At 35.7% G+C, this 12,610-nt stretch carries 9 protein-coding genes; 4 read left to right on the forward strand and 5 right to left on the reverse strand.

Annotation, left to right across the window (positions count from 1 at the left end):
* Window positions 1-214 precede the first annotated feature (214 nt).
* Window positions 215-493, reverse strand: a complete 279-nt coding sequence (locus tag H4J73_RS05500; protein WP_182223190.1) for a hypothetical protein — start codon at window positions 491-493, stop codon at window positions 215-217.
* Between the two features lie 423 nt (window positions 494-916).
* Here H4J73_RS05500 and H4J73_RS05505 point away from each other — a divergent pair, with 423 nt between their 5' ends.
* Window positions 917-3,334 (forward strand): alpha/beta hydrolase family protein, encoded by a 2,418-nt coding sequence (locus H4J73_RS05505; RefSeq protein WP_404851957.1) that lies wholly within the window; start codon window positions 917-919, stop codon window positions 3,332-3,334.
* A 206-nt stretch (window positions 3,335-3,540) separates the two neighbouring features.
* On the opposite strand, the gene H4J73_RS05510 is transcribed toward H4J73_RS05505, so the two are convergent.
* Window positions 3,541-4,773 (reverse strand): hydroxymethylglutaryl-CoA reductase, encoded by a 1,233-nt coding sequence (locus H4J73_RS05510; RefSeq protein WP_182178043.1) that lies wholly within the window; start codon window positions 4,771-4,773, stop codon window positions 3,541-3,543.
* 337 nt (window positions 4,774-5,110) lie between these two features.
* On the opposite strand from H4J73_RS05510, the gene H4J73_RS05515 reads away from it, so the two are divergent.
* The 3 genes from H4J73_RS05515 (at window position 5,111) to H4J73_RS05525 (ending at window position 8,812) form a co-directional block, all read left to right on the forward strand.
* Window positions 5,111-5,908, forward strand: a complete 798-nt coding sequence (locus tag H4J73_RS05515) for an alpha/beta fold hydrolase (protein ID WP_182178041.1) — start codon at window positions 5,111-5,113, stop codon at window positions 5,906-5,908.
* A gap of 330 nt (window positions 5,909-6,238) precedes the next feature.
* On the forward strand, window positions 6,239-6,568 hold the full coding sequence (locus tag H4J73_RS05520) for a VF530 family DNA-binding protein (RefSeq protein WP_182178039.1): 330 nt from the start codon (window positions 6,239-6,241) through the stop codon (window positions 6,566-6,568).
* Between the two features lie 285 nt (window positions 6,569-6,853).
* Window positions 6,854-8,812, forward strand: coding sequence for a methyl-accepting chemotaxis protein (locus tag H4J73_RS05525; RefSeq protein WP_182178037.1), 1,959 nt, complete (start codon window positions 6,854-6,856; stop codon window positions 8,810-8,812).
* A 1,024-nt stretch (window positions 8,813-9,836) separates the two neighbouring features.
* Here H4J73_RS05525 and H4J73_RS20915 read toward each other — a convergent pair.
* The 3 genes from H4J73_RS20915 to H4J73_RS05540 all read right to left on the reverse strand — a co-directional run bounded on the left by H4J73_RS20915 (window position 9,837) and on the right by H4J73_RS05540 (window position 11,045).
* Window positions 9,837-10,037, reverse strand: a complete 201-nt coding sequence (locus tag H4J73_RS20915) for a replication endonuclease (RefSeq protein ID WP_404851838.1) — start codon at window positions 10,035-10,037, stop codon at window positions 9,837-9,839.
* Window positions 10,038-10,116: 79 nt separating this feature from the next.
* A complete protein-coding gene (locus H4J73_RS05535) occupies window positions 10,117-10,362 on the reverse strand; it encodes a hypothetical protein (protein ID WP_182178033.1) in 246 nt (81 codons plus the stop codon).
* A gap of 446 nt (window positions 10,363-10,808) precedes the next feature.
* Window positions 10,809-11,045, reverse strand: coding sequence for a DNA-binding protein (locus H4J73_RS05540; RefSeq protein ID WP_182178031.1), 237 nt, complete (start codon window positions 11,043-11,045; stop codon window positions 10,809-10,811).
* Between the last annotated feature and the right edge of the window lie 1,565 nt (window positions 11,046-12,610).

A 12,610-nucleotide genomic window follows, 5' to 3' on the forward strand; every position in this document is an offset into this window, starting at 1 on the left:
TTAATAAATGTCTGTATCGATCAATAACTTTATTATTGATAGCTTATTTATGTAAGATGGCGGCGCTTTCGTCAAGAGATGAATACTAATTAGGCTAAATTAAGTGCAAATAACTTATTTTTATATCGAAAATAACTAATAGTTATATGCTGATATATTATTTTGTTATTTAAGAATAAAGTCATATGGATAATTATATTGAAAAGGCTTAAAACTATGCGACTTTTATTCTAACAATATTCATGATCTCTATGTCAAAACCAGCAATCGTTTCAATACCCGCGTAATAGGTCATATTTACTTGTTGCTTAGCGAGAGATTTATAAACTTTTTTGCGCTTATATTTAAATGGTGCATTACAGCCCTTTATCATCACTGTATTAACAAACCACTCATCTTGTTCTCTTTGTACATGAGAAATTACCGTAACATTTTCACTGTGTACAAGTTTTTCATGCGTTTTAAGTAAATCTTTTACCGTTTTCTTTTTCATCATTATTCCCAGCATTAACTATGACTAATTGTTTAACGAACTCTTACACGTTTAATGTCTTAATAAACGCTGTGCCATTAACATGCATATGTATTTTTTGAAGGGAAATTATTCTAAACCTTATTTGGTTATTTCGCAAAATACCACCACCTGCTAAATAGACTTAACCCGTATAAACGTAAACAATTAAACTTTAGTTATCAAATCTCGTGTTAATAATGACATATTGAATCTTTCTAATGGAATTATTTCACCGGTAGATAACTCAACTGAGTAAAGGCTACCACGATGCTTTAAGCGTTTTTTGATAATGTCCTGATGCTTGAATATAAATAACTTGGACAATATTTCCCCTCGCTTTTCCCCAAAAAGCGAAATAGGGTATGATATTAACAATTATAATTTTAAACTAAGAAAAGGGATATCTCATTGAAACGTTTACTACTTATTTTACTCACTGTAGCTTTTAGCCAAAATGCTATTGCAGACAACGACTTTAAAATACCACCCAAACAACTTGCAGATTTAGTTGACGCGCCAAGGCAACCAAGTGTGCGTATTTCGGCAGATAAACAATGGGTGGCTATATTAGCTCGTCCTGGAGCTAAATCGATTGAAGAACTTGCTCAGCCCGAAGAAAAACTTGCAGGATTAAGAATTAATGCCAGTATTTTTGCCCCAAGTCGGTCAAGTGGCTATACAAGTATTACCCTTAAAAAAGTAGATGGCGATGAACAAGTTGCGATTAAGGAGTTGCCTGCAGGTAAAATTATGAGTGTGAACTTTTCACCTAACTCTCAATATTTAGCCTTTATCGTAGAAAACAAACAAGGATTAACCTTGTGGAAATATAACCTCAAAACTAAAAAAACTAAGCAAGTGAGTAAGCACGCAATTAATGCTTCACTTGGTGGGACTCAATATCGTTGGAAACGCGATTCTACAGGGTTCTATACCCGATTAACGATTGCTAAAGCAAGCGATAAACCTCAAGCGTCTAAAGCAAAGATTCAGCCAGTGATCCAAACAACTTCAGGAATAAAAGCAGCGGTAAGAACATACTCAAACTTATTAAAAACGCCTTATGATGAAGCTCTTTTTGAGTTTTTAACGCGTTCTCAATTAGCTGAAATTAGCTTGGCGGGTAGAATAAATAAGCTTGGAAAAACAGCCATGGTTAAAGATTTCACCCTTTCACCTGATGGTCAGTATTTATTAGTCTCGCAAGTTAAAAAGCCTTTTTCTTATCTTGTACCAGCAAGACGATTTCCAGAGGAAACACAAGTTTGGTCGGTTGAAGGTAAATTAGTGACTCAAGTTGCCGATTTGGCTTCAGGAGAAAATATACCCAAAGGATTTGACTCTGTTCGAGAAGGTCGCCGTAATATCAATTGGCGAAGTGATGTAGCTGCGACTTTAGTTTGGGCAGAAGCCCAAGATGGCGGTAGCATGAAAACAGACATTGAGCATCATGACTATGTATACACCTGGACAGCTCCTTTTAAAAATGATCCTAAACTATTCCAAAAAATAGAACGTCGTTTTGATGATATAACCTGGGGTAATAAAAACTTTGCTATGATAAGTGATTGGCGCTTTAGTGATCGTCAAATAAGACAGTGGAAATTTAATCCGAGTCAAACTAATGTAAAAAAAATACTCTTTCAAGAGCGTTCTTATAACGACCGTTATAATGATCCCGGTCGTTTCATCAAAGAAAGAAACCAATTTGGCATAAATGTTATTAAAACGTTAGATAACAATAATAGCGTTTATTTGACCGGCACAGGTGCCTCTGCAGAAGGCAATATTCCTTTTTTAAATCAATATGATTTTAGTGCTAAAAAGAAAATAAACGTGTGGAAATCTACAGCACCTTATTATGAGCGTATTGTTTTAGTACTTAATGAACAAGCCACTAAAGTAATGACGCTGCGAGAATCGACTACTGAACAGCCAAACTTTTTTTTCCGTGACTTAAGTAAAAATACCTTAATTCAATTTACTGATTTTCCACACCCAACACCTGCTTTTGTCGGAGTGAGTAAAGAAAAGCTGAAATATAAACGTAAAGATGGCGTTGAGTTGAGTGGCACACTTTATTTACCCGCGGATTATGATAAAAGCCAAGGGCCATTACCTACCTTAATTTGGGCTTATCCAAGAGAATACAAAGATAAAAAAGTTGCAGGACAAGTATCTGATTCGCCTTATGAATTCGTGCGTGTTAGCTATTGGGGGCCTATGCCACATTTAGCGCAAGGTTTTGCCGTGTTCTCTGGTGCTAAAATGCCAATTGTTGGCTTTGACGGCACTTTACCTAATGACACATTCCGTGAACAGCTAGTTTCAAGTGCTCAAGCGGCTGTTGATGTTTTGGTTGCAAAAGGAGTTACTGATAAGGATCGTATCGCTATCGCAGGTCATTCTTATGGCGCATTTATGGTCGCTAATTTACTGGCTCATAGTGACTTATTTAAAGCGGGTATTGCTCGAAGTGGTGCTTATAACCGTACCTTAACCCCCTTTGGTTTTCAAGGTGAAGAACGTAGCTTCTGGGAAGGTCAATCAACTTATGCTTCTATGTCACCCTTTTTTCATGCAGAAAAAATAAATGAACCTATGTTGATGATCCATGGTAAAGAAGATCCAAATTCAGGCACATTCCCGATGCAATCTGAACGAATGTTTGCCGCTCTTAAAGGCCTTGGTGGCAATGCTCGTTTAGTCATGTTACCCCACGAACAGCATGGTTATAGAGCCAGAGAGTCATTGTTACATATGTTATGGGAACAACATCAATGGTTAGATAAATATGTGAAAAATCCGACGACTAAATAGCGGTTTGATTAAGCCATGTAAAACGACTACTCAATTTATATGGCTTATTATACAAACTCAGTTGACCCTATATTTTCGCTCCATTTTTAATCGTTTTAAAAACAGATCAAAATAAACACAAAAAAGCCATTAATCTAAAAGATTAACGGCTTTTAATTGGCCGCATGAATTGGCAAAAAGCATTATTAATCGTTAGGTGATAAACGTTACCTATCTCTGGCTAAGCTTTTATGTGCCGATGTGAAATCGCCAGCAGCCAATGAGCCAATAATTGATATTTCTCCTGCCAGCGCGGCAGCGGCACAAATTTCTGAAAATGCCCTTGCCTGATTTTCTTTTGGTAAATTCATCATATCTAAACAAGATTTTTGGCTAGGGAGCTTAGTTCCTCCACCAACGGTACCAACAATTAAGTTGGGTAACGTTGCAGCACAATATAAAGCGCCATCGTTACGTATTTCAAAGCGAGTGATACCTACAGCGGCTTCTGCAACGCAAGCCGCATCTTGCCCACAGGCAATAAACATAGCAGCAAGACTATTAGCGTAATGCCCTTGTACGCCCATTGTGCCACTCATAACACCGCCTAAAGCTGACATACGCCAGCAATCAACCATACGTTGCGGTGTTGTATGTAAAAAACGTTTCACCAACTTCTCTGGTATTTTTACTTCCACAGAAACTTTTTTGCCCCTAACACTGGTATAAGATTGCGCAGATGATTTTTTATCACCAGAGCAGTTTGCTTCGATAAACCAGTACTCAGGTTGTACAGGGCTATTCGCGATAATATATTCACAAATGGCTTGTGTAGCTATAGTCACCATATTTTGACCTGCTGCATCACCAGTGGTGTAGTCACAGAGTAAATAGAGGTGATTCCCTTCTGTGGCAATGCGAATATCAATTAGTTGGCAATAATTACTGGTCTGTTTAGCCGTTTCACTTAGTTTATTTTTATTGAGTAAAACCCAATGAGAAAAAGTCGCTAAGTTAGCGATAGTATTAAATGCAAAGCCAGGAGAACGAGTGACCCCCTCGGAAATTAAGATGGTGGAGCAGCCACCGGCTTTAGAAATAAGTACTGAGCCCCTATGATAACTAGCGACTAGCGCCGCTTCAGTGGTTGCCATCGGTAATAGAAAATCACCCTGAGCATAAGTTCCGCGAACTCGAATAGGTCCAGCAATACCAACGGGGACTTTCACTGTGCCAATACAGTTTTCAATATTCGACGCATACTCACTTAAGTCTTCACCTGCATATAAACTTGAAACATGCGCGGTAATTTTAGTATCAACTTTAGTCAAGTGCTGCCAGCGTTTATTAATAGCCGTCACGGTACAATCACTACCATTAGGAAACCGAACATAGGGACTGGTGTGGTCGGGAGACAAATCATTGAAAAAACTATCATTTTTGTTTACGTCTGTAATCATCTGTTAACCAGTAGTAAATTTAAAAGAAGGGTGTTAAGTGTTGATTTTATGATGACGTTACAGCGAAATAATCAACGGCCAATTCTATCTTTTCCTTAAGGGGCTTAGCAAGTCATTATAGGTAAGTTAGCAAAAGGTTATTAATGTTAAGGTTAAATAATATACAAGGTTAAATAAAGGTCAATATTGATATGAAATCGCATTGATAATAATCAAAATTTTCTATTAACCTTGTAAAAGAGTGGTGTTAGAGAACTTATAAGGAGATTTTCTTTTAAATTAGTTATACTGAATATCTTAAGCTTGTACAACTCAGTGTAATAGGGCGCTTGCGGCAATGAGCAAATCAATTCTTTTTCATACTATTTATCCACATAAAACCAGCAAAGTATGGGTTGTTTTTGTCCATGGTGCTGGTGGTAGTTCGGCAATCTGGTTTCGTCAGATCAGGGATTATCAAAAAGAGTATAATGTGCTTTTACTTGATCTTCGTGGTCACGGGAAGTCCAGTCACTTGGTACAAACCTTTGTTGACAGTAATTATTCTTTTAATAAAGTTTCTGAAGATATTATCGATGTCTTAGATCACAATAATATTACGTGTGCTCATTTTGTTGGCATTTCACTGGGTACTATTATCATTCGAAATATAGCCGAACTTGCACCTGAGTACGTATCAAGTATGGTTTTAGGTGGTGCTATTACTCGTTTTAATGCGCGTAGTAATATCTTGGTTTATTTGGGTAATACTTTTAAACATTGCCTGCCATACATGTGGCTGTATCGTTTATTTGCTTTTATTATGATGCCAAAAAAACGTCATAAAGAATCTCGACATTTATTTGTACGCGAAGCTAAGCGCCTGTGCCAAAAGGAATTTATTCGTTGGTTTAAGCTAGCAATGGATGTAAATCCTTTAATGCGATACTTCAAAGAAAAAGAGATAGATATACCTATTCTTTATATTATGGGCAAGGAAGATCATATGTTTCTGGGACCGGTAATAGAAATGGTAAAGCAACATAAAAATAGCTTATTACATACGATTCAACAATGTGGTCATGTCTGCAATGTGGAGAACCCTGAACTTTTTAATCAACACTCTTTAGCGTTTATTGCTCAGCAAGACAGCTAGTGGACTTTTATTATCTTTATTACATCACATAATGATAATTCCAGAACGCTAGTATGAGGGCTTACAGCTAAATAGGAATAAATTAACTGAAGCTTTTACGTCAAAAATGATAAGGAAATTATAACAAACGTCACAAATTATCAGAAAATAAAGACAAGTAAGTGCGCTTAGCGGAAATTAGTAACTTATAAAGCCTAACGTCACTTCAATTTCATTTGGGCCATTAGCTTTTCCATAATTTTCTTGGCGCACGGTTACCTGAGTTAAACGCATAATTCTGTCAATATTTAGGAAACTTTTTACAATGCTATTTTTGATTTTAGGTAGACTATGAATAAAAGTAATGACCCACTACACGGCGTGAAACTTGAACAGATTCTAACCGAACTGGAGAAGAAAATTGGTTGGGATAAGATGGGTGAGTTACTTAATATTCGTTGTTTTACCAATAAACCGCGTCTTAAATCAAGTTTGAAATTTCTGCGTACAACCCCTTGGGCACGCAGTAGAGTTGAAATTTTATACCTAAAAACATTTTGCAGTAAACATAAAGAAACTGGGAAATTAATTAGGGGGATACTCGCCCAAAATACAGTAGTAGCAGGAATAACTTCCACCAAGCCCGCTCCCTTTGTTTGGCCAACATTGAAGAATAAATAGACTTAAGTCACATTGTAGACATTAGTATTAATGGGTTAAATTTAATTCGTATGAGTTTATTCGTCGCTAACGCCGTTTAAACGGCGAATACTTGTTGGCTAAAAGGTGAAACGAAGTGAACCCAGTTAACAGTTATGAGTCCGACTTGAAAACTGAAGTGGTCAAGTAAGGTTGGCCACGGTTTTTGAGTTTAGCCAGTACTTTCACTCTGACTTATTTTGGCTTGGTCTCAGCGTCATTCTCAGTTATATTATGACTACATTTACGATTATTTAATGACTTTTTATGAATATTCGCTCTAAACTAACGTTGAGCTTTGCCGCCACGGTTATTTTGCCTATTATTGCGATTGCGATTGTCAGCATATCAATGACGATTTCTAAATCTTCAACAAGCTTTGTTGAACGCACTCAGGATGAGTTAAGACAAGTAGATAACGGCTTTCAACTTTTCTTTCAACAAATCAAAGCTAACGTAAAATTTTTAGCTCAAAATAAATTAACGACTCAACTTCCTGATGACACTCATACTTATCTTAGCTCTGATCATATGATGGCGCCAAAAAATGACTCTGTCGAAGAATTAGATTTATATAAGCTGTATGAAGATTTTGGTTCATCACACCCTGATTTACTTTATGTATACATAGGTACCAAAGAAGGTGGCTTTGTTCAATATCCCTTAGAAGAGCTTGGAGGTTACGATCCAAGACAACGTCCTTGGTATAAACAGGCACTAGCTTCTCCCAATGCGCCAATTATTACTGAAGCATATCAAGATGTCATAGGAAAACCTGTAGTCACTTCTGCGTTAGTGGTTAAAAATGAGCAAGGCGATATTATAGGCGTACAAGGTCTAGATGTTACCCTTTCAACATTAACGGATATATTGAGTAATACAAAACTAGGTAAAAGCGGCTATCTCATTCTTATTGATGAGTCAGGAACCGTGCTAGCTGATGCCAAAACACCAGAAAACAATTTCAAAAATATTAAAGATCTTTCATCATCATTATTTTCTATATTACAAAAAAGTCCAAATCAACATCATTTTTCTACAGAACATTTAGGTGAAGATGTTGATGTTGCCAGCTATTATTCAAAAGAATTAAAGTGGCGTTTTGTTGGCGTTATCCATAGCGATGAAATTTTAGCGCCTGCATATAGTATGAGTCAGACCATTACCGTAATAGCCTTTATTATGGTTACATTATTTATAGCCATGGGATTTTGGTTAGCCAACCGTATTGTTCAACCCATTAACCGTGTGGCTGAAGGTTTGCGTGATATTGCACAAGGTGATGGAAATTTAACTAAGCGACTAGAGATTATTGGTCAAGATGAAGTCAGTGAACTGGCTCAATGGTTTAATCAATTCTTAGACTCTATTCATCAGCTTGTTGTTGATATTAAAACCTGTGCTTCAACATTAAATGTGGTGGCTAATGAATCAGGTATACAAATCGCTGATGTAAAAGCAGTAAGCCATAAACAAGAAAAATCAATAGATAATGTGAATAGTCTTATCACAACAATGACAGATATCGCACATCAAACATCAAACGACTGTCAAGAAAGTTCAACGACTATTATGAAAACTGAAGAGTACTCAAAAAAGGGAATTTCGTTAATTTCTATTACGGTAAGTGAAGTGAGTTCGTTAAATCAATCGCTAAGTGAATCATCTCAATCGATGAAGTCACTTGAACTGGAAAGTGAGAATATTACTAAAATATTAGATGTTATCAGGAGTATTGCTGAACAAACTAATCTGTTAGCACTTAATGCGGCTATTGAAGCGGCAAGAGCGGGTGAACAAGGGAGAGGTTTTGCTGTGGTCGCAGATGAAGTGAGAACATTAGCGCAACGCTCGCGAGGCGCTACTGAAGAAATTGATGTTGTATTGATGAACTTGCTGGATAAAACACGTGTTGTTTCTCAACAAATGGGTGTGAATGTCGAACTATCGAAACAGACTATCGAAAAAATTGAACAAGCGAATCAATCATTTAACGAAATTAGTTCTTTGGTTGGACAAATGAAGGAAAATATCTCACGTATTACTCAAGCCGCAGATCAACAGCGTAGCTCATCTGACTTGATCAATGACGATATTAGTGGCATTAATCAATCGGCAAAAGGTATTGTTAATACTGCTGATACATTAGCCGATGGGTCGAATGACTTGCTTGTTTTATCCAAAGATTTAACAAATTTAGTCGGTCGCTTTAAAGTCAGTAATTAACACGTAATATTAGTATTAATTAACGAACCAGTTTATTTTCACTATTTATACAACCCTGTAACAGATTTTGTTACAGGCTCTAGCCGATTATTTTTGGCATACTTAAACGCCTTATACTTGCCTCGCACTATGAAGTTACTTAGTGAAAATTATAAGTAGTGCGCCCCATATACCAACAATACCGGTAAGGGGGTTTCATATTCTTTCCTTCGTAACCTACCACCTTATTAGTATATATTCCTATTTAAACCGTCGACATATCGAGCTTATTAATTCAAGGACACATTTATATAATAGATGCAGTAAGTTATTAGCAAGCTTCTCTATATTCAGCTTTATTTATGAAAAAACATAACGAACTATGAGCTATTTGAGCTCAAAATAGCACGTTATGTAAATACTCTAAGCAATATAAAGCCATAAAATTTATCATTCAGTTATTAATTGAGTAGCAAAATCGACTCATTAGAAAATATATGAAAATTTTTTCTATGCAAATTTCCGCAAAGTGCACCAATAAGACCTTGGCAGTAGAGCATCAAAATGGTTGGTAAATTAATTATCTAAGCCTCACTAATGCTAAAAAAACTAATTTAATCGTGAATTTATCACCATAAACACTCAGCTTTGCCACTATTGCTACTATTGCTACTATTGCTAATAGTCAACTTTGAATTATTGACGATCACTCTGTGCGTGTAGTTGACATCATGAGTTAAAAAATTAATATTTTCTTAGCGCGATTACCAAACGTTCAGCCCGAGCACCGCCTCAGATAAGTCTGTTTGAATAAAGTCGTTCATCATCATAGAAAAAGTAATATTTAAAACTGGTTTGCACAACAATGGATGGCACTTTATTTAATTCTCAATTACGTAAAGACGGTTAAGTAATAGACGAAAATAGCAGGCTTTCAATTCCTTAAGAATATAAAATAAATGTTAAGATGGAAAATATGAGGCATCTTGTATTTTACTTTATGAAAAAATGACATTTATTTTATTTACACTCGGGCGTTCAAGTTTCAGGTTATGGCTCTACTGCTATTATGAACGGGGTGCATGCGTGATGGACAAGTGGTTGTTAAAAAGTCTGCAACATAATCATGTTTGCCTGCGTAGACTTCAAAGACATGTAGTCTAGCGATCAGTTCATTACGAGGTTTTACAGGGGTTGCATTGTAGCTGTTTGCCATTTCGGTTAAATCAACAACATCCCCCCTTATTCATTAACTAGTTCTAACTCAGCCATTAATAATTGATTACGCCGTTTGTTTTCATGCCCCTTTTTAAAGTTAGCGTCTATTACGTATATTTGGCTTTTTTTCGACGCCACTTACCACAAGCATAAAGGGCAATGTTAACATCAATATATTTTTCCTTTCTCGCCTGAATAGAGAAATCAACCAATAAAGCTTCTAAGGCAAAAACCATCGCTTTTTTTGAATCACCTAAATTATGCATGTTAGTAACCATTTGAAGACATTGACTTGCTTGGTTTTTACCAACCAGTTCAATCTGTGAATCAGACCAAGTAACATCAACAGGCATAGATTGACAAAACTCACATAATTATCTTAAATACGTATTGGCTTGAAAGGCTGCCTTTACCGGTAATTTAAGTAAACAGTTATAGGTGTTTTTTGCGACTACTCGACAATTAAAAGGAATGCTCAGTAACTGTTTACCAATAAACGTTTTATTAAGCTTGTCCTCAACATCAAATTCGTCAACGAGTAAGTGAGCACTCAGTGCTGTACTTGATAATGAAGATGATTCAAACCCTGATATCGTTAAGTAGTCAATTTCATGAGTTGAGTCCTGAACTTCATTAACGATATTTTCATTTTCTGTTACGTTAACGGAATTTTCTCCCCTAATAGAAAAAGCCGTATTTCCGTTAACGTTATCTTTTTCTTTAACGGCTTAAGTGGTCGGTTTGAAATTAATTCGATTAAGACTAAATCAACTTTGTGACTTTTGGTGTTTTAGGGGATTTACGCATGCTCACCACCAACGGACTTTTGTCCTAAGTGCTGCATACGAAAGAAACTATCAAGCCAATTATCTAAATCATCTTTTAGATAACAAACGGCACGACCTATTTTAATGAAGGGTGGATCGGGAGTTCTGTTTTCACGATTACCTTCCATACGTGATTGACGTAAGAAAGAACGACTCATACCGTTTAACAAACGTTCGTTACGATTAAGCGCTGGATGGGTATAACGCATTACTCCCCCGTCGATTTAAAATATCAGTATCGAAATGAACCTCCATATGCTTACATATAACATCCAAACGAATGTTATATGTAATGGATAATCAAGACTTATTAAACGCTATAAATTCCAGGATATAGGCTCTAGCCTTATCTTTTATATAATAAACTCGCACCTATCAAACAAATAAAAAACGTAGAGTTATAAGATATTGTTAAGTTTATAAAGGAGTAATGATTTTTTACACAGGCTGACCACAAAAGAGACATTAGATTGTTAGCGTCAAACACTACTTCGGATTAGATTTTTTATGGATACCCCCTACATAACAGGCTTGAAATTTTTGCTAAAAGTTTAAGGTACGAAAAGCAGCAAACTATTTTAAGTCCTTATTTATTTACTTGTTATATGAAAATTTCAATACTCACCTATATATACCGTGGTTTAGCATCTAATTCACAAATCATGTAATTACGTCAACTTTCACAAGAATCATAAACGATCCCATTCCCACATAATTGTTGGGTTTTAGACCTTAATACTTTATTCCATTCTCTTTCCGATGGAAGGTGCCTAAACCTTTCATTTTGACAGTAGTCTGCTTCTGCGAGGCTTATAATTATAGTATTTAATTGCCATATTCTAATTCAACTATAAGCAACACTACTTGAAATACCTGTATCTATCTTTTTCAGCATAAGGTTCAAAATTTGTATTAAATAGAACATGAACTTAGATAGGTATTAAGCATAATATCTGTGAACAGCCTAACTACACAGAAAAATACCACTATTGTATTATTAAAAATAAGCCTAAAGCATTACATGACTATGCAATGAGCCTTAATCTGCGTTACCCGAACCAACAAATTAGAGTGGCTGTGAACTTAAAAAAGGTCCGCTTATTTATGCCATAGCCAAATGTAATCACCTCTATTTATTTACGATTACCCCTTCAACCGTGTCTAATTACCATCAAGTCTTTATACTAAGTAACGCTAAATATGCTCCCTCTGATGCAAAATATTCACTCTACATAAAGACAAACCACGATCATTGAGTATGAGTCACATACGATACACTCAGTTAGTGGAATATCGTCGAGACTTAATGCGAGACAGCGTGAACTTATCAAACAAGATAAACGCTAGATTAAATAATTACTACCTGTAAGCACTTTAATTGTTTTCCACAATCTATCTCCGACCCATAAAATAGACCTATAACTAGTCCACTCGCAAAATATCATACAGAATCGATCTTTTTAATGTATCCATTCATTCAATGTGATTACAAGTTGGACTTTACGTGTTGATCTTATTCCGATTGAAATTCGTATGTATACCGAATTGGTTTTTTTTGCTACTTTATCAATTATTGGAGCGTTTTTCAGGTACTTAATATTTAGCTATTGTATTAATGAAACACCCTTGTGGCGTTTAGTAACTCTAAGTCCGTTGAAAATCTTACATTAATATAGTTATTCTATATTTTCATAAATTAGTTTAGAACATGATTTTAAAGGTAGATGAATCAAGTAAAATGGAATAAATACATATAAAATTAAAAATAAAAATA

It is taken from the genome of Colwellia sp. MB3u-41 (genome assembly GCF_014076845.1).
In the GTDB taxonomy this organism is placed as follows: domain Bacteria; phylum Pseudomonadota; class Gammaproteobacteria; order Enterobacterales; family Alteromonadaceae; genus Colwellia_A.

Coding starts and splice junctions, on each gene's coding strand:
- H4J73_RS05500 (WP_182223190.1), bottom strand. CDS start 493: ATGAAAAAGAAAACGGTAAAAGATTTACTTAAAACGCATGAAAAACTT.
- H4J73_RS05510 (WP_182178043.1), bottom strand. CDS start 4,773: ATGATTACAGACGTAAACAAAAATGATAGTTTTTTCAATGATTTGTCT.
- H4J73_RS05515 (WP_182178041.1), top strand. CDS start 5,111: ATGAGCAAATCAATTCTTTTTCATACTATTTATCCACATAAAACCAGC.
- H4J73_RS05520 (WP_182178039.1), top strand. CDS start 6,239: ATGAATAAAAGTAATGACCCACTACACGGCGTGAAACTTGAACAGATT.
- H4J73_RS05525 (WP_182178037.1), top strand. CDS start 6,854: ATGAATATTCGCTCTAAACTAACGTTGAGCTTTGCCGCCACGGTTATT.
- H4J73_RS05535 (WP_182178033.1), bottom strand. CDS start 10,362: ATGCCTGTTGATGTTACTTGGTCTGATTCACAGATTGAACTGGTTGGT.
- H4J73_RS05540 (WP_182178031.1), bottom strand. CDS start 11,045: ATGCGTTATACCCATCCAGCGCTTAATCGTAACGAACGTTTGTTAAAC.